This is a genomic window from Streptomyces sp. H51, from assembly GCF_035656535.1.
Taxonomy (GTDB): domain Bacteria; phylum Actinomycetota; class Actinomycetes; order Streptomycetales; family Streptomycetaceae; genus Streptomyces.
The window spans coordinates 130,941-155,536 of record NZ_JAYMHD010000034.1; the positions used below are offsets into that span (position 1 = coordinate 130,941).

The window sequence follows — 24,596 nt, forward strand, 5'->3', positions numbered from 1 at the left end:
GGCGGCCCCGCTACACCTGCACCGCGCTGTCCAGGTCGCTCATCAGCAGCTCCCCGTTGAGCGTGGCGGCCGCGCGGTAGCCGCCGGCCGCCGCGTTCACGACCTGCTCGGCGAAGCCCCGCACGTTGCCGGCCGCCCACACGCCGGGCACGGTCGTCAGTCCCGTCTCGTCGACCACCGGGTAGGCGCCGAACGGCGTCTCGTGCAGCTCGGCGCCCAGCCGGCGCAGCAGATCCGTGCGCGGGACGGCGCGGGGCGCGGTGAACAGGACCTCCAGGCTGTGCGTGGTGCCGTCCGCCAGCCGCACGCCGGTGAGCCGGTCGTCGTCGACCACCAGCCCGGCGACCTCGCCGGGCACCGTCCGCACACCGGCCGCGGACAGCAGGCGCAGGTCGTGGTCCGACACCGCCGACTCGGTCACCGTGTGCGGGAAGAAGGTCACGTCCTTCGACCACCGGGTCACCAGCAGCGCCTGGTGCACGCTCGCCGGCGTCGTCGCGAGGACGCCGAAGGCCCGGTCGCGGACCTCCCAGCCGTGGCAGTACGGGCAGTGCAGCACGTCCCGGCCGAACCGCTCGGCGACGCCGGGAACGGCGGGCGGTTCGTCCACGAGGCCGGTGGCGACGATCAGGCGGCGGGCGCGCACGGTACGGCCGCTCCGCAGGGACACGGTGAAGCCCGGCGCGACATCGACCGCCCGGTCCCGCACCAGTTCGACGCCGTAGCGCGCGATCTCCTCGCGGCCGACGGCCAGGAACTCCGCCGGGGGCATGCCGTCCCGGGACAGATAGCCCTGCATGTGCGCGGCCGGCGCGTTGCGCGGCTCGCCCGCGTCCACGACCAGGGTGCTGCGGCGGGCCCGGCCGAGGACCAGGGCGGCGGACAGCCCGGCCGCGCCGCCTCCGACGACGACCACGTCGTACTTCTCGGCGTTCTCGCGGTTCTTGCGGTTCTCGCCGGTCTCGGGTTTCTCGGGCTTCTCGGGGTTCTCCGTCTTCGCCGCCTGCTGGGGCTTCTGGGCCGTGTTCCGGGTCATCGGTGACCACCTCCACGCAGAAGCTCCCCCGACTGCTGCCGGGTTGACAAACCTGTTTGCCGAAACTGCAATGGCCGCCATGAGTGACGACACGGACGGGATCCTCGCGGAGGTCGGCCCGCGGCTCAGGCGGATCCGCAAGGAACGGGGCGCGACCCTCGCCGCGCTGTCGGCGGCGACCGGCATCTCGGTGAGCACGCTGTCGCGGCTGGAGTCCGGGCTGCGCAAGCCCAGCCTGGAACTGCTGCTGCCGCTCGCGCGCGCCCACCAGGTGCCCCTGGACGAGCTGGTCGGCGCCCCGCCGGCCGGCGATCCGCGGGTGCGGTCGAAGCCGGTCGTGCGGGGCGGGCGCACGCACTGGCCGCTGAGCAGCAGGCCGGGCGGCCTCCAGGCGTACAAGGTGCTCGAACCGCAGCGGCAGGAGGCGCCCGAGCCGCGCAGTCACGAGGGCTACGAGTGGCTGTATGTGCTGTCCGGCCGGCTGCGGCTGGTGCTGGGCGAGCACGACGTGGTGCTGACGGCGGGCGAGGCGGCCGAGTTCGACACCCGGACGCCGCACTGGTTCGGGTCGACGGGGGAGGGGCCGGTGGAGTTCCTGAGCCTGTTCGGCCCACAGGGCGAGCGGATGCACGTCCGGGCGCGGCCCAGGCGGCGGTGACGACGCGGACCGGTTGCGCGGCGACTGTTCCCCGATGGGCAAGCGACCGCTTAGTATGCCGTCGGCCCCGGTCGATCCCGGGGGCGACCCCGGTCCGACGAAGCAGTCCCGTGGAGGCGCGGCATGCAGGCATGGCAAGTGCACGAGAACGGCGAGCCGAGCGAGGTGATGCGGCTGGCGGAGGTCCCGACGCCCACGCCGGGCGACGGCCAGGTCCTGCTGAAGGTGCGCGCCGCGAACATCAACTTCCCGGACGCCCTGCTGTGCCGGGGCCAGTACCAGGTCCGTCCGCCGCTGCCCTTCACGCCGGGCGTGGAGATCTGCGGCGAGACCGAGGACGGGAGCCGCGTGATCGCCAACCCGGCGCTGCCCTACGGCGGCCTCGCCGAGTACGCCGTCGCGGACGCCGCCGCCCTCCTGCCCGCGCCCGGCTCCCTGGACGACGCCGAGGCCGCCGCCCTGCACATCGGCTACCAGACGGGCTGGTTCGGGTTGCACCGCCGGGCCGGTCTCCAGGCCGGCGAGACACTGCTGGTGCACGCCGCGGCCGGAGGCGTCGGCAGCGCGGCCGTCCAGCTCGGGAAGGCGGCGGGCGCCCGGGTCATCGGTGTGGTGGGCGGCGCCGGGAAGGCCGCCGTCGCCCGCGAGCTGGGCTGCGACCTCGTCGTCGACCGGCGCGCCGAGGACGTCGTCGCCGCGGTCAAGGAGGCCACCGGCGGGCGGGGCGCCGACGTGATCTACGACCCCGTCGGCGGCGCCGCTTACGCGCAGTCCGCGAAGGTCGTCGCCTTCGAGGGACGGATCGTGGTCGTCGGCTTCGCCAGCGGGACCATCCCCAGCCCGGCGCTCAACCACGCCCTGGTGAAGAACTACTCGATCCTCGGCCTGCACTGGGGCCTGTACAACACCAAGAACCCCGAGCTGGTCCGGCACTGCCACGAGCAGCTCACCGAGCTGGCCGCCCGGGGCGCCATCAGGCCGCTGGTCAGCGAGCGGGTGCCGCTGGGCGGGGCGGCGGGCGCCGTGCAGAAGGTGGCGGACGGCCTGGCCACCGGCCGCGTCGTCGTGACCCTGGAGGAGACGGCATGACCGACGTCGAGGAACTGCGCCGCCGTACGCGGGACCTGCTGGCCGCCCACCCGCCCGCGACCACCGGCCGCCTGGACTTCCTGCGGGCCCGCTTTGACGCCGGTCTCGCGTGGGTGCACTACCCCGAGGGCCTCGGTGGTCTCGGCGAGCCCCGCTCCCTCCAGGCCGTCGTGGACGCCGAGCTGGAGGCCGCCGGCGCCCCCGACAACGACCCCCGCCGGATCGGCATCGGACTCGGCATGGCCGCGCCGACCGTCCTGAAGTACGGCACCGAGGAGCAGAAGCGGCGCTACCTGCGGCCCCTGTGGACCGGCGAGGAGGTCTGGTGCCAGCTCTTCAGCGAGCCCGGCGCCGGGTCCGACCTGGCCGCGCTGGGCACCCGCGCCGTCCGTGAGGGCGACACCTGGGTGGTCGACGGGCAGAAGGTGTGGACGTCCAGCGCCCACCTCGCCCGCTGGGCCATCCTGATCGCCCGCACCGACCCGGACCTGCCCAAGCACCAGGGCATCACCTACTTCGTCTGCGACATGACCGACCCCGGCGTCGAGGTCCGCCCGCTGCGCCAGATCACCGGCGAGGCCGAGTTCAACGAGGTCTTCCTCACCGGCGTGCGCATCCCCGACTCCCGCCGGCTCGGCGAGGTCGGCGACGGCTGGCGGGTCGCGCAGACCACGCTCAACAACGAACGCGTCGCCATCGGGGGCATGCGGCTGCCCCGCGAGGGCGGCATGATCGGCCCGGTCTCGAAGACCTGGCGGGAACGCCCGGAGCTGCGCACCCACGACCTGCACCAGCGCCTGCTGAAGCTCTGGGTGGAGGCCGAGGTGGCCCGCCTCACCGGCGAACGCCTGCGCCAGCAGCTCGCCGTCGGCCAGCCCGGCCCCGAAGGCGCCGGCATGAAGCTCGCGTTCGCCCGCCTCAACCAGGAGATCAGCGGCCTGGAGGTCGAACTCCGCGGCGAAGAGGGCCTGTTGTACGACGACTGGACGATGCGCCGGCCGGAACTGGTGGACTTCACCGGCCGCGACGCCGGATACCGCTACCTGCGGTCGAAGGGCAACAGCATCGAGGGCGGGACCAGCGAGATCCTGCTGAACATCGTCGCCGAGCGCGTCCTGGGCCTGCCCGCCGAGCCGCGCACCGACAAGGACGTCGCCTGGAAGGACCTGGCCCGATGACCGACCTGCTGTACTCGGAGGAGGAAGAGGCGCTGCGCGCCGCCGTCCGCGACCTGCTCGCGGACCACTGCGACGCGGCGGGCGTCATCGCGCGCACCGAGTCGGACGCCCCGCACGACATCCGGCTGTGGAAGGCGCTCACCGACGGCATGGGCCTCGCCGGTCTGCTGGTGCCCGAGGAACTGGACGGCCAGGGTGCCACCCACCGGGAGGCGGCCGTCGTGCTGGAGGAACTGGGGCGGGCGGTCGCGCCGGTGCCGTACCTGACGAGCGCCGTCGTGGCCACCGAGGCGCTGCTGGCCTGCGGCGCCGACGACCTGCTCACCGAACTGGCGTCGGCCACGACGATCGGCGCTCTCGCCGTCGGGCTGCACATCGCGCCGGGCGCGGCCTTCCCGACCGTGCGCGTCGACGGCGGCGCGCTGCACGGCGAGCTGACCGGCATCGCCGACGCCGCCGTCGCCGACGTGCTGCTGGTGCCCGCGGACGACGGCGGCCTGTACGCGGTCTCCGCCTCCCACGCCACGGTCACCCCGCAGGTGTCCTTCGACCTCACCCGGCCGCTGGCCACCGTCGCCCTCGAAGCGGCCCCGGGCCGCCGGCTGGGCGACGCGGCGCCGGCCGTCCGCCGTGCCCTGCGGGCCGGCGCCGGGCTGCTCGCCTCCGAGCAACTGGGCCTCGCCGACCGGACGCTGACCGAGACCGTGCGCTACCTGAAGGAGCGCAAGCAGTTCAACCGGCCGGTCGGCGGCTTCCAGGCGCTCAAGCACCGGCTCGCCCAGCTGTGGCTGGAGGTCGTCGGCCTGCGCGCCGCCGCCCGCAACGCGGCCGACGCGCTCACCGCCGGCGAGGACGCCGACATCGCGGTCGCCGTCGCGCAGGCGTACGCGGCGCCCGTCGCCGTCCACGCCGCCGAGGAGGCGCTGCAGTTGCACGGCGGCATCGGCATGACCTGGGAGCACCCGGTCCACCTGTACCTCAAGCGGGCCAAGGCCGACTCGATCGCCTACGGCACGGCGGGCGCCCACCGCGCCTCGCTCGCCGGACCGGTCGACCTGCAAGCCCCCTGAGACCCCACGGAAAGAGCCCGCCCGGACCAGGGCGAGCTCTTTCGCGCGCCCGGACACCGGGGCAGGCTCTCTCGCGCGCCGTGGCGCCCCGCCCGGACGCCGGGGCGACGGTGAACACACGGCGGCACTCCGACCAACTCCTCCGCACGGCAGGCCCGTTGCCCGCTCGGGCACCGCATACTCCTTGAGGTTCCCCCGGCCTTCAAAGGGAGGCAGAGATGGCCCTCACCACCCGTCGCGGAGCCCTCACCACCTTCGGCGCCGCCCTCGCGGGCACCGTCGCCCTGCCCGCGACAGACGCGCTCGCCGGCGAACGGCGGCGCGGACCACGCCCGTTGTGGCGCGCCCACGCCCACAACGACTACGAGCACCCGCGCCCCCTCCTCGACGCCCTCGACCACCGCTTCGGCAGCGTCGAGGCCGACGTCCACCTGGTGGGCGACCAACTCCTCGTCGCCCACGACCCGGTCGACCTCGACCCCGCCCGCACCCTCGAATCCCTCTACCTCGCCCCGCTGGCCGCCCGGGTCAGGGCCAACCACGGTTCCGTCCACCCAGGTCACCACCGGCCGCTGCAACTGCTCATCGACATCAAGACCGAGGGCTCGTCGACCTACCTCGAACTCGACCGCCACCTCCGGCGCCACCCGCACCTGTTCACCGCCTGCGCCCACGGCCGCGTCCGGCCCGGACCGGTCACCGCCGTCGTCTCCGGCGACCGCGCGGCCCGCGTCCCCATGGCGGCGCAGACCGTGCGCCGCGCCTTCTACGACGGCCGGCTCAGCGACCTCGGCAGTTCCGCGCCCGCCTCCTTCATCCCGCTGATCAGCGACAACTGGACCCGTAACTTCAGCTGGCTCGGCGTGGGCGCCTTCCCCGACGCCGAGCGGGCCCGGCTGGCCGGCATCGTCCAGCAGGCCCACGCCCGCGGCCAGAAGGTACGGTTCTGGGCCACGCCGGACCTGCCCGGACCGGCCCGCGACGCGCTGTGGGCGGAACTGCTCGCCGCAGGCGTCGACTACCTCAACACGGACGACCTGGCCGGCCTGGAGTCGTTCCTGGACGCCCACGAAGCGGCGTAGAACCACACGTTCGGGGGACAGGTCAGCCGCCCGGAGCGCCCCTCCGCTGCGCCACACTTGCGGCCGAACGCCGCGAAACGGGCGTGGCGGAGGAGGTTGACGATGGCCATTTCCATCTCGGTGGTGCTGCTGCTCCTGATCCTGGCGGTGATCTTCCTGCGCAGCGGCGGACTGAAGTTCTCGCACGCCCTGGTGTGCGGGCTGCTCGGCTTCTACCTGGCGAGCTCCAGCATCGCGCCCACCATCCACAGCGGCTTCACCGCGACGGCGGACATCGTCGGCAGTCTTCGGCCGTGAGGCTCAGGGCGTGCCGAACACCCCGATGCCGTTCGGGACCGGGCGCTCCGCGCCGCCGGACGGATGGTTGCGCACCGTCACGGAGGATGCGCCCGGCGCGCGGGCGACCAGGGTCGTCGATCCGCCGCCGTCCAGGCTGAAGGCGTCATCCGATCCCAACGCCCGCATCGCACGCGCCACTTCGGCGACCGTCAGGCCGGTGCGGTACTCCGGGGAGCCGTCCAGCGCGAACAGCAGCAGACGACGTCCGCCGTCCGCGGCGCCGACGGCGGTGCGCACCGCCGAGGCCGTGGCGTCGAGACCCGGCAGAGGCCGTCCGTCCTTCAGGACCGGGTAGCCGCCGATCGCGAACCGGTAGGGCGTCCGGGACACGGACGCCATCAGCCGGTGCGACACCGTCACCGCCTCGCCCTCGGAGAGCTTCCGCAGCCGCTGCGCGCCCGCCTCCCGGCCGACGAGCACCGTGGTCCCGGCGGCGATGGCGCCCCCGCCCGGTGCGTCCGACGTCTCCGCCACCCGCCCGTGACGGACCGTCACCTCGTAGGTGTCCGTGCTGCACGGCGCCGCCCGGTCGGTGTCCGTGCCGCACGTGGCGCGCACCCGGGAGGCGCTGCCCCAGTCGGAGGTGAAGGCCCCGATCGACTCCACCGGCAGCGCGTACTGGTTGAGCCCGCCGAGCGGCAGACTTCCCGCGGGCGTGCGGACCGAACCGTCCAGCGACAGGCGGTCGAGGCGGGCCCTGCGGTCGGCGTCCACGCCGAACACGTCCCGCGTGGTGGTCCCCGGCGGCAGTGCCGGGCCGAAGCGCTGCCCGTCCGGCACCGCCGCCTTCAGCGCGCGCCCGTCCGCGATCGCCGGTCCGACGCTCGCGCCCGTCGCCTCGACGCCCGGGTGCTGGGACTCGGTGATGTCGAAGAAGTCGCCGTTGACGCCCGCGACGGCGCCCTGGGCGTCCGCCAGCGCGGACACCGAGGCGCGCGCGGCCACCGCCCGCGGATACAACAGGCCGACCCGCACGTGCTCGTCGCTCAGGTCCACGGTCAGCACATGGGCGCGGGTGGGGCCCTTGGCGCCCTGGAGGTCCACCTTCTCGTAGGTGACGCCCGGCGCGATCACCGTGGCGCGCCGCGCGGCGCCGGCCTGCGGCGCCCCCGTCAGGGCGGCCCCGGCCAGCGCGCCGAGCGCCGTGAGGAACGCCAGTACCGCTCTTCCGGATCCGTGTGCCGCGCAACGCCTCTGACGTGACGTCACCCCTGCCCCCCTCGAGATCTCGCCGTTCAGCACTTCCGGTGAAGTGCAGCAGACGGCGACGGCCCGCGGGAGCGGTCAGGCGTCGACTACGCGTGAACGGGTGAGAAAACGCACCCCCTCGGGTGCTTCCAGCGAGAATCCGCTGCCCCGTCCCTCGACGACGTCCACGATCAGCCGGGTGTGGCTCCACACCTCGTACTGACCGCGCGACATCCAGAACGTCACGGCGAACCGGCAGTACCCCGGCGACCCGGTGGGGCTCGGGCTGTACGGCGGACGTCTGCTCAGCGAGCCGGCCGGCGACCCGGCCGAGGCGGACTTCGTCGTGGACGCCCGCAGCGGCAGGGTCCTCATGGGCCACCTGGGCTGGAGCGGCAGCGTGCGCAACCGGAGCACCGGCGCCGAACTGCCGCTGGAGTACCTCGACCACCCGCCGGTCGTGCCGGCCGCCTGCGCCGGTCTCGACGACCCGACGCGGTGCGCCGTCCCCGGCGACGTCGTCGAGTTCACCCCCGAGTTCGCCGCCGCCACCCCGTCCGGAGCCGGCGTGGAGGTGGTCCTCGACCGGCGCGGCTGTGTGCTGCGCACGTCGGCGCGGCGGGGCACGGAGCTGATGTCCGGCCAGACCTCGCTGCAGGCGACCGGTCAGGACACGGCGGCCCTGCTGCGGGTGGCGGACGGCGGATGCCTGCGGACCAGGTCCGTGCTGACCGACGAGAAGGGCGAGGAACTGCCCCTGCGGTCGGGCCTGTTCGGTGTGAACGGCCGTTACCGCCTGACCCGGGACGGCCGTGTCGTCGTCCCGGCGGGCACCGGCGGCTTCTTCGCCCGCAACCCCCGCACGATCGCCGGCACGACGAAGGACGGCAGGATCGTGCTCGCCACCGTCGACGGCCGCATGACCACCAGCGTCGGCACCACGATGGACGAGACCGCGGCCGTGGCCCGGGCGCTGGGCCTGCGGGACGCGGTCAACCTCGACGGCGGCGGCTCCACCGCGATGTCGGTCCGCGGACAGCTGGTCAACCGGCCGAGCGGGACGGCCGAGCGGGCCGTCGGCGACGCCCTCGTCTTCCTGGACCGCCCCTACCGCGGCGGCTGAGCGGCGGCCCTGGGCGGCCGGGCGGGCGGCGGACGGCCCCGCGCGGCCGGAAAGTGACCTGGCTCACATGGCATGCCGACGGTGCCCCCGCGACGATGGTGCAGTCATCGGCAGGCTGAAGGGAGCGGCGATGTTCCGCAAGGTACTGGTCGCCAACCGCGGTGAGATCGCGATCAGGGCATTCCGGGCCGGTTACGAGCTGGGAGCCCGGACCGTCGCCGTCTTCCCGCACGAGGACCGCAACTCGCTGCACCGGCTCAAGGCCGACGAGGCCTACGAGATCGGCCAGCCCGGGCACCCGGTGCGGGCCTACCTCTCCGTCGAGGAGATCGTCCGCGCCGCGCGGCGGGCGGGAGCGGACGCGGTGTACCCGGGGTACGGGTTCCTGTCCGAGAACCCCGAGCTGGCGCGCGCCTGCGAGGAGGCCGGCATCACCTTCGTCGGCCCCAGCGCCGGCACCCTCGAACTGACCGGCAACAAGGCGCGGGCGGTGGCCGCCGCCCGCGCGGCCGGCGTCCCCGTGCTCGGCTCCTCCGCACCCTCCACGGACGTGGACGAACTGGTCCGCGCCGCCGAGGAGATCGGCTTCCCCGTCTTCGTCAAGGCGGTCGCGGGCGGCGGCGGCCGCGGCATGCGGCGGGTGGCGGAGCCCGCCCAGCTGCGCGAGTCGATCGAGGCCGCGTCCCGGGAGGCGGCGTCCGCGTTCGGCGACCCCACCGTCTTCCTGGAGAAGGCCGTCGTCGACCCCCGCCACATCGAGGTGCAGATCCTCGCCGACGGCGAGGGCGACGTCATCCACCTCTTCGAGCGCGACTGCTCGCTCCAGCGCCGGCACCAGAAGGTGATCGAGCTGGCGCCCGCGCCCAACCTGGACCCGGAACTGCGCGACCGCATCTGCGCCGACGCGGTCCGTTTCGCCCGCGAGATCGGCTACCGCAACGCGGGCACCGTGGAGTTCCTGCTCGACCGCGACGGCAACCACGTCTTCATCGAGATGAACCCGCGCATCCAGGTCGAGCACACGGTCACCGAGGAGGTCACCGACGTCGACCTGGTCCAGGCCCAGCTGCGCATCGCCTCCGGCGAGACGCTCGCCGACCTCGGGCTCTCCCAGGACACGGTGAAGCTGCACGGCGCGGCCCTGCAGTGCCGTATCACCACCGAGGACCCCGCCAACGGCTTCCGCCCGGACACCGGCCGGATCAGCGCCTACCGCTCGCCAGGCGGCTCCGGCATCCGGCTGGACGGCGGCACCACGCACGCCGGCACCGAGATCAGCGCCCACTTCGACTCGATGCTGGTCAAGCTCACCTGCCGGGGACGCGACTTCCGGGCCGCGATCGGCCGGGCCCGGCGCGCGGTGGCCGAGTTCCGCATCCGGGGCGTGGCCACCAACGTCCCGTTCCTGCAGGCGGTCCTCGACGACCCGGACTTCCAGGCCGGCCGGGTGACGACGGCGTTCATCGAGGAGCGCCCGCACCTGCTGACCGCGCGCTCCTCGGCCGACCGCGGCACCAAGCTGCTCACCTACCTCGCCGACGTCACCGTGAACCGGCCGCACGGCGAGCGGCCCGACCTGATCGACCCGGTCACCAAGCTGCCCCCGCTCCCCGCCGGCGAGCCGCCCGCGGGCTCCCGGCAGCGGCTCGTCGAGCTGGGCCCCGAGGGCTTCGCCCGCCGGCTGCGCGAGTCGCCGACCATCGGCATCACCGACACCACCTTCCGCGACGCCCACCAGTCGCTGCTCGCCACCCGGGTGCGCACCAAGGACCTGCTCGCTGTCGCGCCCGTCGTCGCGCGGACCCTGCCCGAGCTGCTGTCCCTGGAGTGCTGGGGCGGCGCCACCTACGACGTCGCCCTGCGCTTCCTCGCCGAGGACCCGTGGGAGCGGCTGGCCGCGCTGCGCGAGGCCGTGCCCAACATCTGCCTGCAGATGCTGCTGCGCGGGCGCAACACCGTCGGCTACACCCCGTACCCGACCGAGGTGACGGACGCCTTCGTCGAGGAGGCGGCCGCCACCGGCATCGACATCTTCCGGATCTTCGACGCGCTCAACGACGTCGGCCAGATGCGCCCCGCCATCGACGCCGTACGGGCCACCGGCACGGCGGTCGCGGAGGTCGCCCTCTGCTACACCTCCGACCTGTCCGACCCGAACGAGCGCCTGTACACCCTCGACTACTACCTGCGCCTGGCCGAGCAGATCGTCGAGGCGGGCGCCCACGTCCTGGCGGTGAAGGACATGGCGGGCCTGCTGCGCGCGCCGGCCGCCGCGAAGCTCGTCTCCGCGCTGCGCCGCGAGTTCGACCTGCCGGTGCACCTGCACACCCACGACACCGCGGGCGGCCAGCTCGCCACCTACCTCGCCGCGGTCCAGGCCGGCGCCGACGCGGTCGACGGGGCGGTGGCGTCCATGGCGGGCACCACCTCGCAGCCCTCGCTGTCGGCGATCGTCGCCGCGACCGACCACTCCGAGCGTCCCACCGGGCTCGACCTGCAGGCCGTCGGCGACCTGGAGCCGTACTGGGAGAGCGTCCGCAGGATCTACGCCCCGTTCGAGGCGGGCCTCGCCTCCCCGACCGGGCGCGTCTACCACCACGAGATCCCCGGCGGCCAGCTCTCCAACCTGCGCACCCAGGCCGTCGCGCTCGGCCTCGGCGACCGCTTCGAGGAGATCGAGGCGATGTACGCCGCCGCCGACCGCATCCTCGGCCATCTGGTCAAGGTCACCCCGTCGTCCAAGGTGGTCGGCGACCTCGCCCTGCACCTCGTCGGCGCGGACGTGACACCGGAGGACTTCGAGGCGGAGCCGAACCGGTTCGACATCCCCGACTCCGTGATCGGCTTCCTGCGCGGCGAGCTGGGCACCCCGCCCGGCGGCTGGCCGGAGCCCTTCCGCAGCAAGGCGCTGCAGGGCCGCGCCGAGGCCAGGCCGGTGCGGGAGCTGACGGCGGACGACCGCACGGGCCTGGCCAAGGACCGGCGCGCCACGCTCAACCGGCTGCTGTTCCCCGGCCCCACCCGCGACTTCGAGACCCACCGGCAGGCCTTCGGCGACACCAGCGTCCTCGACAGCAAGGACTTCTTCTACGGGCTCCGCCCGGGCAAGGAGTACGCCGTCGACCTCGAGCCCGGTGTGCGGCTCCTCATCGAGCTGGAGGCGGTCGGCGAGGCCGACGAGCGCGGCATGCGCACGGTGATGTCCACGCTCAACGGCCAGCTGCGGCCCATCCAGGTCCGCGACCAGGCGGCGGCCTCCGACGTGCCGGTGACGGAGAAGGCCGACCGCGGCAACCCCGGCCACGTCGCCGCTCCGTTCGCCGGTGTGGTCACCCTCGCGGTCGCCGAGGGCGACGAGGTGGCGGCCGGGGCGACCGTCGCCACCATCGAGGCGATGAAGATGGAGGCCGCGATCACCGCGCCCAAGGCCGGCACGGTCGCCCGGCTGGCCATCAACCGCATCCAGCAGGTGGAGGGCGGTGACCTGCTCGTCGAGCTGGCCTGATCCCGTACGCCGTGATCGGCGGGCGGGTGACAATCGGTCCGGGCGGCGTCAGGCCGCCCGGCCGCTGTCGCCGCCGTCACGGGAACAGGCCCGTCACGGGAACAGGCCCGTCACGGGAACAGGCCCGTCACGGGAACAGGCCCGTCACGGGAACAGGCCGTCACGGGAACAGGCCCGTCACGGGAACAGAATGCCTCCGGAGCGTGTTGCCGTCAGCGGGTTAAGATACCCGCGGGGGTATATACGAGGAGGAAGTGTGCAACTCGACATGTCGGCCGACGAGCTGAAGTCGGCGCTCAACCGGCTGCGGCGCGCCCAGGGCCAGCTCGCCGGCGTCATCCGGATGATCGAGGAGGGGCGGGACTGCGAGGACGTGGTCACCCAGCTCGCGGCGGTCTCCCGGGCCCTGGACCGGGCCGGGTTCTCGATCATCGCGACCGGGCTGGAACAGTGCATGACCAGCGAGGACCCCGAGGTGCGCGACTCCGTCCAGATGCGCGCCCGCCTGGAGAAGCTCTTCCTGTCCCTGGCCTGACCCACGCCTCCGGCGCAGGTGTGGCCGTTGTCGCAGGGGGGAACCCGGGGCCGGCACCGGACGGGCAGTGTTCCAGGGAGGCCCCATGACGACGGACGCCGTGCGACGCTACGACGACGAGTCCGACGAGCCGCTGGCGGGTTACGCCGTGCTCAGCGGCGCCTTCGCGACGGGCCTCGCGGCGTTCACCGCGGTGGCGCGGCGCCGCGGCGTTCGACTGCCGCAGCGGGTGCCCCCGTGGGATGTGGCCCTGCTGGGAGCGGCGACGTACAAGGCGTCCAGGCTGCTGTCCAACGACAAGATCACCAGCTTCGTGCGGGCGCCGTTCACCCGCCGCACGGGGGAGGGTGAAGGCCCCGAGGTCATGGACGAACCGCGCGGAGGCGGCGTGCGCCGCGCCGTCGGCGACCTGGTGTCGTGCCCCTTCTGCACCTCCGTCTGGCTGGCCGGCGCCCTGGTCTGCGGCTACACCGCCGCGCCCCGCGCCACACGCCTGCTCTGCGCCGGCCTCGGCGCGGTCACCCTGTCGGACTGGCTGCAGTACGCCTGGACGTGGACCCAGCGGACCGCGCGGGAGTGACGGCGGCGGTCGGCGTGGGGGTGACGGCGGCGGTAGGCGTGGGGGCGACGGCGACGGCGACGGCGACGGCGGCGGTCGGCGCGGGTGGCATGCGGGCCGGAGGGGCGGCGACCGTCGCCCGTCCGGTGGGACCGGGGCCGGTCGGGTGAACCGGGGCCGCGCCGCCCGTCAGCCGGTGTGGCCGTGCCGACGCGGGGCACCCGGGGCCGAGGCGGGTCCGGCCGGACCCGCCGCGCGCAGGCAGGAGCAGGAGGTGGTGGACATGGGTCATGGTGGGAACGTCATCGACGAGCTGATGACCGATCATCGCGAGGTCGAGGAGATCTTCGGCCGCATCGAGGCGCTGCCGCCCGGTGCGAAGGACCGCAAGACCTACGCCGAGCAGGCCACGATGGAGCTGGTCCGGCACTCGGTGGCGGAGGAAGCCTATCTCTACCCCGCCGTCCGCAAGCACGTCGAAGGCGGCGACGCGCTGGCCGACCGGGAACTGCAGGACCACGCCCGGGCCGAGCAGATCATGAAGGACCTGGAGAGCCGCGAGCCGGGCGACGCCGAGTTCGACCGGCTCATCGGGATGCTGATGACCGAGATCCGCGAGCACGTCGCGGACGAGGAGCGGAACCTCTTCCCCCGGCTGCGGGCCTCGTGCCCCGCCGAAGCACTGGACGAGATCGGCGACAAGGTCCGGCAGGCGAAGAAGACGGCCCCGACCCGTCCCCACCCGTCCGCTCCGGACAAGCCGCCGGCCAACAAGCTCCTGGCGCCGGGCGCCGGACTGGTCGACCGGCTGCGCGACGCGCTCACCGGCCGCGGCAGGACGGGCGACTGACCCCCGACCCCACGCACCGACCCCGGGGCCCGGGTCCGCCGACACGGCGGACCCGGGCCCCTTATTGTCGGTTATCGTCAATTTTGCCCGATATTGCCGAGAGTCTGTGAGGAACCCCACTCCCCACGCCAATCAGGTACGGGCCCCGAAGAGTTGGGTCCCGGGCGGCACGGGCGGTACGGCCGGCCGCGGAGGACTCGCCGGTCCCGTCTGCCACCATGGCAGCGCGCCGTAACCGATCAGGTGGAGTGGCCGCGCAGCGCAGCCGGCGTCCCTCGGTTCCGCCGACCTTTCTGACGTCCGACTCACGCCCATCGGGTACCGCACTGTGTCTACCGTTCCCCCCGCACCCTCCCCTGCCCCGGCCGGCCCCCCGGCTCCGGCCGGCCGGTCGTCCCGCTCGCCGTGGCGGTCCCTGAGACACCGGAGCATGCGCTGGTGGTCCGTGGCCAACCTGGTGTCGAACGTCGGCACCTGGATGCAGCTCACCGTGCAGAACCTGCTCGTCCTGCAGATCACCGGGTCCGCCGCCGCCACCGGACTGTCCATGTCCGTGCAGGCCGCCCCCGCCCTCTTCGTCAGCCTGCTGGGCGGCGCCGCGGTCGACCGCTGGCCGCGCCGTCTGACGGTCGGTGTCAGCCAGGCCCTGCTCGGCGCCGTCGCCCTGGCGACCGCCCTGCTCGTCGCGCTGGACCGGCTCGACATGACGTCCCTGCTGGTGCTGGCCGCCGTCACCGGCACCATCGCCACGGTCGACGGACCGGCCTGCGCCCTGCTGGGCAACGACCTGGTCCCGGTCGAGGACGTGCCCTCCGCCATCGGCGTCGGCGCCCTGGTGCACAGCGCCGGCCGGCTGCTCGGAGCCGCCCTGGCCGGCGTCACCGTCGGCTTCCTGGGCACGGCCGCCGCCTACACGGCCAACGGGCTGTCGTTCCTGTTCGTGGCCGCGGTCGTGCCGTTCCTGCGTCCGGCGTCCGGAGCGGTTCCCGGCGGCGGCACGCACGCACCGCGGACCGCCTCCGGAGCCGATCTGACCGTCCGGGAGGGACTGCGCTTCTTCGTCCGACGGCCCCGCCTGGTCGCCCTCGCCGGGATCACCGGCGTCAGCGCGGTCTTCGGCCGCAACTACGGGCTGACCCTGGCCGTCCTCGTCACCGGCCCGCTCGCGGGCGGCGCGGGAGCGTTCGGCACCGTCTCCACCGTCCTCGCCGTCGGTGGCATCCTCGGCGCGGTCCTCGGCGCCCGGCTGCGGCGGCCCTCGGTCCGCCTGGTGGGCGCCCTGGCCGCGGCGGGCGGGCTGCTGCAACTGGTGGCGGGACTGTCGCCGTCGCTGGCCGTGCTGTTGGTGCTCGTCCTGCCCATGGCCGTGGTGGAGTCCGTCTCGGACACCGCGGGGACGGCCGTCCTGCAGACCGACCCGCCCGCCCACCTGCGCGGTCGCGTCCTCGGCGTGTGGAGCAGCGTCGGCACGGTGTGGAGCCTCGGCGGCCCGCCCGTCCTGGGCCTGCTGATGGAACTCGCGGGACCGCGCGGAGCCCTGGTGACCGGTGGCCTGCTCGTCGCCGGCACGATCGGCGCGGGCCTGCTGGCCCGGTCCCGCCGCGCCCTGCGGTCGGTGCCGCCGGCGCCGGAGGCGGCCGACCGGGCGGCCCGGGAGGCGCTGCGCACGGCGGCCTGACCGCCCGCCGCCCGCCGCCCGCCGCCAGCCGCCAGCCGCCCGTCCCCGGGCGGCGGGCTCCGGCCCGTCTGGCCCGTCCGGCCCGTCTCAGGCGATGAGTGCCTGGTCCGGCCCGAGCCGGTCCAGGAGCGGAGCGCGGTGGAGGCCCGCCACGGGGCCGAGCAGGTCGGGGTGGCGCAGCAGCGCCGCCGCCCGGCGGTCGCGGTCGTCCGGCCGGACCAGGCGCCGGAACTCCACCGGCACGCCCGCCGCGTGCTCGCCGTCGGCCAGCCCGGCCACCGCCGACGCGGCGAGCGCCGGATCGGTGAGCAGGCAGGCCGCCCAGCTCGCCACCACCTCGTCCACCCAGCTGCGCCAGGCCGAGTCCTGAACGTCCTCGGCGTCCCGCGCGTCCTGGCCGACGTCCGAACCGATGACCCAGTCGAGCCGGGCCGAGCCGCCCGGGCCCGTCATGCCGAGCAGCGCGGCGTCCATCGTCGTCGGATAGCGCAGCCACGCCGCCACGGTGACCGCCTGACGAGCCTGCACCTCGCACAGGGCGGAGGCCAGCGCCCCGCCGGACGCCGGATACGCGCGGATCAGCCATTGGGTGGTCGCGGCGATGACGGGGGAGAGGTCTGCGAGCACAGCGGGCCGTCCGAACTGCTTCCGGGGGGAACGGGGGTCTGCTGAAACGGTAGCTCTCGGCACCCGCCCCGGGACATGCCCGAGCCGCCCCCACCGGCGTGGGCTCGGCCACACCCGCCGTGAAGGGTCCTCACTGCTCCCGGAAGGCCGTGACGACCTGTCGGCGGCGCAGTTCCTCCAGCGCGTCCCGCTGGCGGCGGGCCCGTTCCAGCAGGCCGTCGAGGAGGTCCGCGTCCAGCCGCTCCTCACCGCCGTCGGCGAGTTCGCGCAGCGCCCGCCACGCGGCCACCTTGCCCTCGACCCCCAGCCGCAGCGCCTCCACCTCCACCAGCGGGGTCAGCGGAGAACGGCGTACGAGGCGGCCGTTGGCCTTGAACCGGCCCGCCCGCTCGGCCGCCCGCCCGGCGTACACCTTGTACTGCCGTACCGGGATGCCGAGCCGCCGCATGATGTCCAGCAGGGCTGCCCGGTCCTCGGCGAGGTCGGCGGCCAGCGGCTCCAGCGCGCCGGCGAGGGCCGAACCGCGGTACGACCGCACCATGTGCCGGGCCCGCCCGGCGCCGGCGGTGGCGGCCGCCAGGTGGTCGTTGAGGTAGATGCCCAGGAGAGGCGAGACGCCACCCGGCGACGAGCCCTGGTGGCCGGTGACGGGGAGCAGCCGGTTCATCATCTCGGTCCTTCGATCGCCTCGCCGCCCGCCCGCGCGGCCGGCGACGGCAGCCGTCGAGTACCCGTTCGCAGCGGCCGTACAGCTCAATCGCTCAGTCGATCAGGGCGTGGCGTCCGAAAACGCGAATGAATGGCGGCGCGGTACGACCAGAAGGAGGCGACCGGACGGCGCGACGCCTTCGACGCCCCGGGGCACTGAACCCGAGATCCCCGTCGAGGACAGCGGGCGAGGCGCCGGCGAGGACGATCGCGCCCGCCGCCGCAGGACCGCCCGTCACCGGGCCGACCAGCGCCGGCCGTGGCCGGACGAGGTGGCCGCGCCCGCTCGCGTCCACGACCCGCGCGGCGGGGAGCGGCCGGGCCGGCACCGGGGCGGAGGCCACGGATGTCGGCACGGCGGCGACGTCGTCGTCGGTTCCTGCCGGGGATCGGCTCTGGCCCAGGATCAGCCGGTCGTTGGCGTTCGACCGGAGCGGCCCGGTCTCCTCCCGGAAGCCGCCGAACCGGACGAGTGTGCTGTCAGCGGCGGGTGAACAGCAGGCGCCAGGTCTCCGGGCCGCGCTCCACGTACTCCACCCGGAAGACGCCGGGGTCGCGGGCCTCGACCTGGCGCAGCAGCGGCAGCGGGTCGTGCGGGGCGACGAGCACCATGGCCCGCCCCGGGGCGACGGCGTCGAGGGCGCCGAAGACGGTGGCGTGGCGCAGCGCGTGCGGGACGGCGCGGGCATCCAGTTCGGGCACGTCGGCCTCGTCCGAGCCGCCGCAGCCGCAACCGCCGCCGCAGCCACCGGACTTCTCGCCCTCGGCCTCGCTCTCGGCCTCGCTCTCGAGGTGGGCGTGGCCGCCCAGCAGTTCGTGCATCCCGCCGAGCAGCTCAGCCAGGGAGATGTCGGGAGAGGCCGCGATCAACGGCAGGACGAGTTCGTTCTCCTTGCTCAGGTGCTCCTCGAACAGCACCTGGAGCGCGCGGGCGTCGCTCGCCGCGCGGGCCGGGGACGGCGCGGTGCGCAGCGCGTCCACCAGTTCCGCGATCCTGCGGTGCTCGGCGAGCATGCCGTCGATCAGCAGCCGGGCCTCCACGGTGCCGTGTGCGGCGGGGTAGAGGGCGGACTCCTCGGCAAGGGCGTGCGGGACGAGTTCACGCTCGCAGAAGGTGACGAGACCGGCGCGGATGTCCTCCGCCGAGGCGGGATCGCGGTCCACGGCGTCGATCAGCAGGGTGACCCGTCCGCCCAGCTCGCCCGCCAGCCGGGCGTGGTGCGCTTCGACGGCTTCGACGGCCTGGGCGTCCTGGGGGTCCGACGCGAACGTGACAGTGCTCATGCTGAGTCTCCAGCGGTGGGTGGCGGCCGGATGGCCGGGTGCGGGACTGCACTTCGAATATACTACGGACATGTCCGTGGAAATTAAGGCTCCTTTCCCCGGGGGCGGTGACCGGCCGCCCGTCTCCCGGCAGCGCCACGCCGTCCTCCAGCACCTGCGCGGCCGGCCGCGGCCGGTCACGGCTGCCGCGCTCGCCGAGGAGTGCGGTCTGCACGTCAACACCGTCCGGGAGCACCTGGACGCGCTGGTGGACAGCGGCCTCGCGGTCCGCGAGCGCGGGGCGGCCGCCGGGCGCGGGCGACCCGCCTGGCGTTACCTCTCCCGGCCGCCGCAGCAGTCCGCCGTGCGGGAGTACGCCGGACTGGCCGCCGTGCTCGCCGGGCAGATCGCCAGGTCCAGCGCCGACCCGGAGGCGGAGGCCCGCGCCGCGGGGGAGGAGTGGGGCCGCGCCCTGGTCGCCGGCCAGGAACCGCCCGGGAACACCGCCCAGGCACGCGGACGGATCATCGCCCTGCTCGACGAGATCGGCTTCGCCCCGGAGACCGAGGGCGAGGGCGGGAGCGCGGGCGGGGGTGGGGGCGAGACCGAGAGCGCGGGCGACGGACGGGGGGAGTTGCGGGTGCGGCTGCCGCACTGCCCCTTCATCGAGATCGCCCGCGAGCACCCCGGCGTGATCTGCGGCGTCCACGCCGGGCTGGTCCGGGCGGGCTACGCCGCTCTCGGCGGCGCCCCGGACGAGGTCTCCCTGCGCCCCTTCGCCGAGCCCGGTGCCTGCCGGCTGAGTTTCGTCCCCGCCGGGTCGCGGGACCAGGACCGGAAGCCGGAACAGGGGCCGGAACAGGGGCCGGAACAGAGGCCGGACCAGAGGCCCGACCAGGGGCCCGACCGGAGGCTCCCGTGACGGCCGCCGCGGGACCCGCCCGGCGGACCGGCGCGGGGCGGGCGGTGCTGCTGGTGCCCGCCGGTATCGCGCTGCTGGCCGGGCTCGACGCCGCGCTGCTGCTGCTCGGGCTCCCCGCCCCGGTACGTGCCGACCGGCTGCCCCGGGTGCACGGAATGCTGATGGTCCTCGGCTTCGCCGGCACGCTGGTGGCGCTGGAACGCGCCGTCGCCCTGGGACGTCGCTGGGGACATCTCTCCCCGCTCTTCCTGGGTGCGGGCGGCCTGCTGCTGCTCACCCCGGCCGACCTGCGCGTCGGAAAATCGCTGCTGGTCCTCGGCACCGCGGTGCTCTGCGTGCTGTACCTCCGCTTCTGGCGCCGGCAGCCGGGCCCCGCCCTGCTGGCCCAGGCGGCCGGCGCGCTCGCCGGACTCGGCGCGGCACTGCTGTGGCTGGGCGGACTGGACGTGCCCCGTCTGCTGCCCTGGCTCGCCGCCTTCCTGGTCCTGACCATCGCGGGCGAGCGGCTGGAACTGGCCCGGGTCGCCCTCCTCGCCCCCCGCACCGAACAGGCATTCCTGGCCTGCGTGGGCGCCGTGCTGACCGGCACCGTCGCCACCCTGCTGTGGCCCGCGCCCGGCACCCTGCTGCTGGCCGCCGCGCTGCTCGCCCTGGTCGCCTGGCTCACCGCGCACGACGTCGCCCGCCGCACGCTCCGCGCCACGGGCCTGCCCCGCTTCTCGGCCGCCTGTCTGCTGGCCGGGTACGCCTGGCTGGCGCTGGCGGGCGCGCTGTGGCTGCTGGACGGCCCGATCACCGACGGCAGCCGCTACGACGCGGTGGTGCACTGCGTCTTCCTGGGCTTCGTCATCTCGATGATCATGGCCCACGCCCCGGTGATCCTGCCCGCCGTGCTGCGCCGCCCGCTGCCGTACCACCCCGTGCTCGCCGTACCCGCCTGGCTGCTGCACCTCTCGCTGGCGCTGCGCGTCCTGGTCGGAGACCTGCGGGACTCCACCCTGGCCTGGCGGACGGGCGGGGTGCTCGACATCGTCGCCGTGCTGCTGTTCGTGGCGACGGCGGCGACGCTGTCCGTGACCGACGGCGCGGCGCGACGCCCCCGGCCGCGGCTCCCGGAGACGACCCGGTGACCGGGCGGCCCTCCCTCGCGCCGGGGCCTTCGTCCGCGGACCCGCACGGCTCCGGGCCGGCGGGGCGCACGCCGCGAGCCGCCTGGCACCTGAGGGTGAACGCCGTGGTCGCGGTGTGGCTGCTGCTGTTCGCGGTCGCCGCGTCGGCGCACCCGTTCGTGCCGCAGGCCCGCTGGCTGCTCGTCCATCTGCTGCTGCTCGGGGCGGTGAGCAACGCCGTCGTGATCTGGTCGGGACACTTCGCCGCCTCAGTGCTGCGGCTGCCCGAGTCCGACCGCGGGGCCCCGGCGGCGTTCCGGCTGGCGGTCCTCAACGCCGGAGCCGTCGCCGTGATGGCCGGCATGGCCACCGGTTCCTGGCCCGCGGTGCTCGCGGGCGGCACCGCCGTCGGCGCCGCCGTCACGGTGCACGCAGTCCGGCTGGCCGGCCTGGCGCGCCGGGCCCTGCCCGGTCGCTTCGCGATGACCGTGCGCTACTACGTCGCGGCCGCCGCCCTGCTGCCGGTGGGCGCCGCGCTGGGCGTGATCATGGCGCGCGGCGGTCTCTCCGACGATCTCGCCGCCCGCCTGCTGACGGCGCACAAGGTCATCAACCTCTTCGGCTGGCTCGGCCTCACGGTGGCCGGAACACTGGTCACCCTCTGGCCGACGATGCTGCGCACCCGTGTGGCGGACGGTGCCGAGCGGGCGGCCCGCCGGGCCCTGCCCGTCCTGCTCGGCGGGCTGGGCGCGGCCGTCGCCGCGGTACTCGTGCTGCCGCCGCCCGCGGCCGCCGCCGGTGTCGCCGTCTTCGCGGGCGGGCTGGTCGTCGCTGGCGTCCCCTGGGTCCGCGAGGCACGGGCGAAGACGCCGTCCACCTTCGCCACCTGGTCGGTGGCCGCGGGCGGCGCCTGGCTGCTCGGCACGCTGGCGGCACTGGCGCTGACGCTGCTGACGTCGCCGTCCTGGCCCGCGGCGGCGGAGCGGACCTCGGCCCTGACCGCCCCGCTGGCCGCCGGGTGGATGGCGCAGGTGCTGCTGGGCGCGCTGAGCTTCCTGGTGCCGGTGGTGCTCGGCGGCGGGCCCGCTGCCGTACGGGCCACCACGGCGGAGCTGGAGCGTGGCGGCGCCGCCAGGCTGACCGCCGCCAACGCGGCACTGCTGCTGTGCGTGCTGCCGGTGCCCGGCACGGTGCGGGTGGCCTGCTCGGTGGTGCTGCTGGGCGTGCTGGTGGCGTTCCTGGCGCTGCTGGTCAGGGCCGTCCTGTGCCACCGTGCGCGGGGCCGGAGCACGACGTCCGGGGCCCGTGGCGTCCGTACCGCACCGGCGGCGGAGCCGCGGCGGCCGCACCGGGTGCTGGGCGGGGTGGCCGCCGGTGCCGCCGTCGTGGTGCTGGCCGTCGCCGCCGGCGGCGCGGTGGACGTACGGTCCCTGCCCTCCGCCGCGGCCGGCTCCGCCGCGGCGGCCACCGAGGACGGGCGGACGGTGATGCCCACCGGCCGCACCACCACCGTGGCGGTCACCGTCCGCGGAATGCGTTTCACCCCGGACAGCGTCCGGGTGCCGAGGGGCGACCGGCTGGTGATCAAGCTGCACAACCTGGGCACCGACCGGCATGACCTGGTGCTGGACACGGGTGCCCGTACCGGACGGATCGCACCGGGGGAGCGGGCCACCCTCGACGCGGGCACCGTGGGACACGACCTGGAGGGGTGGTGCTCCGTGGTGGGACACCGGCAGATGGGCATGGTCCTCACCGTCCACGCCACCGGTACGGCGCCCACGTCCGCCCCCGCCCACTCCATGGCGCGGGGAGGCGGCGGCCCGGCGGACTCCGGCAGCGGGGCGGCACGGGACTCCGCCGCGAAGGCGTTCGACCCCATGGCCGAACCGCCCGCCGGTTTCACCGGCCGCGACGCCCGGCTGCTTCCCGCCCCGGGCGGTGCCGGGCACACGGTGCACCGCGAGACCCTCACCGTGCGGGACGTCGTACGGGAGGTGGCGCCCGGCGTCCGGCAGCGGCTGTGGACCTTCGACGGGACCGCCCCCGGCCCCGTCCTGCGCGGCCGCGTCGGCGACACCTTCGAGATCACGCTGGTGAACCGGGGGACCACCGGCCACTCGGTGGACTTCCACGCCGGAGCCCTGGCCCCCGACCGGCCGATGCGCACCATCCAGCCCGGCCGGTCGCTGACGTACCGGTTCACCGCCACCCGCAGCGGGATGTGGATGTACCACTGCTCCACGATGCCCATGTCGCTGCACATCGCCAACGGCATGTACGGGGCCGTCGTCATCGATCCCCCGGACCTTCCGCACGTCGACCGGGAGTACGCGATCGTCCAGTCGGAGCTGTACCTCGGCGCCCAGGGCGGGACGGCCGACCCGGAGAAACTGTCGGCCGGGCGGCCCGACGCCGTCGTCTTCAACGGCTACGCCAACCAGTACACCCGCGACCGGCTGACCGCTCGCGTCGGCGAGCGGGTCCGGGTGTGGGTGCTGGACGCGGGACCCGACCGGGCCGGCGCCTTCCACGTCGTCGGCGGCCAGTTCGACACCGTCTACCAGGAGGGCGCCTACCGGCTCCGCCCGGACGACCCCGGACACGGAGGTGCGCAGATCCTCGATCTGGCCCCGGGATCGGGAGGGTTCGTCGAGCTCTCCTTCCCGCAGGCGGGCGACTACCCGTTCGTCTCGCACTTCATGAGCGACGCCGAGCGGGGAGCCCGCGGGGTATTCAGGGTCACGGCCCGGTGACGCGCCTGACAAGCCGGGGCCGACGAGGGAGGCGGGCGCAGTGCGGCTGCTCAGCCGCAGTCGAGCAGCCCGGCGGCGGCCTTCGCGGCGAGGACGCGGTGCACGCTGTCGGCGACGCCGGAGCGGAACGCGGCGTCGGTCTGCATGCGGGAGCCGACCGCCTGCGCCATCGCGGGCACGATGGACGGCTTCACGGTGAGGATCAGGTCGCCGCCCGCCGCGAGGAAGCCGGTCGCGCGCTGGGCCGGCGTGTAGGACCGGACGGCGACGGCCTGTCCGAGGTCGTCGGAGATGACGACGCCCTTGAAGCCGAGCTGGGTGCGCAGCAGCTTGCGGACGACGGTGGGGGAGAACGCCGCGATGTGGTGGGAGTCGATCTTGCTGTACGTGGCCAGGGAGACCATCACGAACGGCGAACCGGCCTGGATCCCGGACCTGAAGGGCGTGAGGTAGGAACTGGTCGTGGTCGTCACCGAGTCGACGACGTTCGCGGTGGTGTCGGTGTTGCCGATGACCCGGCCCAGCCCGGGGAAGTGCTTGAGCGTGGTCATCACACCAGCCCGCTCGGACCCGACCGCGAACGCCTTGCTGTGTGAGGCGACGACGTCGGGTGTGTGGCCGTACTCGCGGTAGTAGCGCCCGATGGGCTGGTTGCGCGTGCCGAGGTCGGCCGGTACCACGTCCGCGACGGGGGCCAGGTTGAGGTCCACCCCGGCCGACCTGAGCTCGCCCGCCCAGCCCGCGGCCCGGCTGCGCAGCGTGGACGTCGACCAGCCGCCCTGGGTCAGCGCGTTCGGCATGGTGGAGAAGCCGGGGCCGCTCAGCACCTGCACCTGGCCGCCCTCCTGGTCGGTGGCGACCAGGAGACCCACCCGCCTGCCGGAGACCGTGTCCGCCTGCCCGCGGATGCCGTCCACCACGTCGCGCGTGGCCGTGACGCCGGCGCTGCTGCGCCCGGTCAGCATGACCGAGCCCACGTGCTGGTCACGGAGCGTACCCAGGTCGGTGGCGCTGGGGCTGCTCGCGGACACCCCGCCCATGAACAACTGCCCGATGCGCTGCGCCTGGGTCATGCCGCTGTACACAGTGTCCGCGCAGGAGGCCACAGCGGCGGCCGGAGCGGATGTCGCCGACCCGGCCACCGGGTGCACGGCCCGCGCACGGGCGGCGGGTACGCCGCAGACGGTCGCGGCGAGCATCATGCTGACGAGCGGGACACCTGCGTGCAGGGCCGCCGAACGGCCCGCTCCGGATCGGCGAAGACGTCGCATGAAAGGCGCTCCTGTCTCGCGAAGGCACACGGCAGCCCTGTCGGCTGTCC

Annotated in this window: 21 protein-coding genes and 1 pseudogene; 15 read left to right on the plus strand and 7 right to left on the minus strand. The window is 74.7% G+C overall.

Going from position 1 to position 24,596, the window contains the following annotated elements:
* Window positions 1–10: 10 nt before the first annotated feature.
* The gene (locus VKA29_RS09945; RefSeq protein ID WP_324784945.1) at window positions 11–1,036 is read right to left on the minus strand and encodes an NAD(P)/FAD-dependent oxidoreductase; all 1,026 of its coding nucleotides are present in this window, start codon (window positions 1,034–1,036) and stop codon (window positions 11–13) included.
* A gap of 79 nt (window positions 1,037–1,115) precedes the next feature.
* Between VKA29_RS09945 and VKA29_RS09950 the strand changes: the two genes are divergently transcribed.
* From VKA29_RS09950 to VKA29_RS09975, 6 genes are all read left to right on the plus strand, one after another.
* Window positions 1,116–1,694: a helix-turn-helix domain-containing protein gene (locus tag VKA29_RS09950; protein ID WP_324784946.1), complete on the plus strand. Its 579-nt coding sequence runs from the start codon at window positions 1,116–1,118 to the stop codon at window positions 1,692–1,694.
* Between the two features lie 123 nt (window positions 1,695–1,817).
* Window positions 1,818–2,783 carry an NADPH:quinone oxidoreductase family protein gene (locus VKA29_RS09955; RefSeq protein ID WP_324784947.1) on the plus strand — a complete coding sequence of 322 codons (966 nt, stop codon included), beginning with the start codon at window positions 1,818–1,820 and terminating at the stop codon, window positions 2,781–2,783.
* Entirely contained in the window at window positions 2,780–3,961 is a 1,182-nt protein-coding gene (locus tag VKA29_RS09960) for an acyl-CoA dehydrogenase family protein (RefSeq protein WP_324784948.1), read from the plus strand. The genes VKA29_RS09955 and VKA29_RS09960 overlap by 4 nt, the downstream gene beginning before the upstream one ends.
* Entirely contained in the window at window positions 3,958–5,031 is a 1,074-nt protein-coding gene (locus VKA29_RS09965; RefSeq protein WP_324784949.1) for an acyl-CoA dehydrogenase family protein, read from the plus strand. Before VKA29_RS09960 ends, VKA29_RS09965 begins: the two co-directional genes overlap by 4 nt.
* 218 nt (window positions 5,032–5,249) lie before the next feature.
* A complete protein-coding gene (locus VKA29_RS09970) occupies window positions 5,250–6,113 on the plus strand; it encodes a phosphatidylinositol-specific phospholipase C/glycerophosphodiester phosphodiesterase family protein (RefSeq protein ID WP_324784950.1) in 864 nt (287 codons plus the stop codon).
* A gap of 102 nt (window positions 6,114–6,215) precedes the next feature.
* Complete coding sequence (locus VKA29_RS09975) at window positions 6,216–6,410, plus strand: hypothetical protein (RefSeq protein WP_324784951.1); 195 nt, start codon at window positions 6,216–6,218, stop codon at window positions 6,408–6,410.
* Between the two features lie 3 nt (window positions 6,411–6,413).
* Here the strand turns inward: VKA29_RS09975 and VKA29_RS09980 are convergent, their stop codons facing one another.
* Window positions 6,414–7,661 carry a phosphodiester glycosidase family protein gene (locus VKA29_RS09980; RefSeq protein WP_324784952.1) on the minus strand — a complete coding sequence of 416 codons (1,248 nt, stop codon included), beginning with the start codon at window positions 7,659–7,661 and terminating at the stop codon, window positions 6,414–6,416.
* Between the two features lie 75 nt (window positions 7,662–7,736).
* Window positions 7,737–7,886 (minus strand): annotated as a pseudogene (locus VKA29_RS09985) (DUF779 domain-containing protein); the annotation flags it as partial.
* A 28-nt stretch (window positions 7,887–7,914) separates the two neighbouring features.
* Here VKA29_RS09985 and VKA29_RS09990 point away from each other — a divergent pair.
* From VKA29_RS09990 to VKA29_RS10015, 6 genes are all read left to right on the plus strand, one after another.
* Window positions 7,915–8,763: a phosphodiester glycosidase family protein gene (locus VKA29_RS09990; protein WP_324784953.1), complete on the plus strand. Its 849-nt coding sequence runs from the start codon at window positions 7,915–7,917 to the stop codon at window positions 8,761–8,763.
* 130 nt (window positions 8,764–8,893) lie between these two features.
* Entirely contained in the window at window positions 8,894–12,268 is a 3,375-nt protein-coding gene (locus tag VKA29_RS09995) for a pyruvate carboxylase (protein WP_324784954.1), read from the plus strand.
* A gap of 256 nt (window positions 12,269–12,524) precedes the next feature.
* Window positions 12,525–12,803 (plus strand): metal-sensitive transcriptional regulator, encoded by a 279-nt coding sequence (locus tag VKA29_RS10000; RefSeq protein WP_324784955.1) that lies wholly within the window; start codon window positions 12,525–12,527, stop codon window positions 12,801–12,803.
* Window positions 12,804–12,888: 85 nt separating this feature from the next.
* Window positions 12,889–13,383 (plus strand): DUF1360 domain-containing protein, encoded by a 495-nt coding sequence (locus tag VKA29_RS10005; RefSeq protein WP_324784956.1) that lies wholly within the window; start codon window positions 12,889–12,891, stop codon window positions 13,381–13,383.
* Window positions 13,384–13,645: 262 nt separating this feature from the next.
* Window positions 13,646–14,212: a hemerythrin domain-containing protein gene (locus tag VKA29_RS10010; RefSeq protein WP_324784957.1), complete on the plus strand. Its 567-nt coding sequence runs from the start codon at window positions 13,646–13,648 to the stop codon at window positions 14,210–14,212.
* A 430-nt stretch (window positions 14,213–14,642) separates the two neighbouring features.
* Window positions 14,643–15,890, plus strand: a complete 1,248-nt coding sequence (locus VKA29_RS10015; protein ID WP_324784958.1) for an MFS transporter — start codon at window positions 14,643–14,645, stop codon at window positions 15,888–15,890.
* An 87-nt stretch (window positions 15,891–15,977) separates the two neighbouring features.
* Here the strand turns inward: VKA29_RS10015 and VKA29_RS10020 are convergent, their stop codons facing one another.
* From VKA29_RS10020 to VKA29_RS10030, 3 genes are all read right to left on the minus strand, one after another.
* Entirely contained in the window at window positions 15,978–16,517 is a 540-nt protein-coding gene (locus VKA29_RS10020) for a hypothetical protein (RefSeq protein ID WP_324784959.1), read from the minus strand.
* A gap of 130 nt (window positions 16,518–16,647) precedes the next feature.
* Window positions 16,648–17,184, minus strand: a complete 537-nt coding sequence (locus VKA29_RS10025; protein ID WP_324784960.1) for a hypothetical protein — start codon at window positions 17,182–17,184, stop codon at window positions 16,648–16,650.
* Window positions 17,185–17,705: 521 nt separating this feature from the next.
* A complete protein-coding gene (locus VKA29_RS10030; protein ID WP_324784961.1) occupies window positions 17,706–18,509 on the minus strand; it encodes a DUF2249 domain-containing protein in 804 nt (267 codons plus the stop codon).
* Between the two features lie 70 nt (window positions 18,510–18,579).
* Here VKA29_RS10030 and VKA29_RS10035 point away from each other — a divergent pair, with 70 nt between their 5' ends.
* From VKA29_RS10035 to VKA29_RS10045, 3 genes are all read left to right on the plus strand, one after another.
* A complete protein-coding gene (locus tag VKA29_RS10035) occupies window positions 18,580–19,410 on the plus strand; it encodes a helix-turn-helix transcriptional regulator (RefSeq protein ID WP_324784962.1) in 831 nt (276 codons plus the stop codon).
* Entirely contained in the window at window positions 19,407–20,540 is a 1,134-nt protein-coding gene (locus tag VKA29_RS10040; protein ID WP_324784963.1) for a hypothetical protein, read from the plus strand. Before VKA29_RS10035 ends, VKA29_RS10040 begins: the two co-directional genes overlap by 4 nt.
* Window positions 20,541–20,635: 95 nt before the next feature.
* A complete protein-coding gene (locus tag VKA29_RS10045; protein WP_324784964.1) occupies window positions 20,636–23,275 on the plus strand; it encodes a multicopper oxidase domain-containing protein in 2,640 nt (879 codons plus the stop codon).
* Between the two features lie 50 nt (window positions 23,276–23,325).
* Here the strand turns inward: VKA29_RS10045 and VKA29_RS10050 are convergent, their stop codons facing one another.
* Window positions 23,326–24,546 (minus strand): glycoside hydrolase family 3 N-terminal domain-containing protein, encoded by a 1,221-nt coding sequence (locus VKA29_RS10050; protein ID WP_324784965.1) that lies wholly within the window; start codon window positions 24,544–24,546, stop codon window positions 23,326–23,328.
* Between the last annotated feature and the right edge of the window lie 50 nt (window positions 24,547–24,596).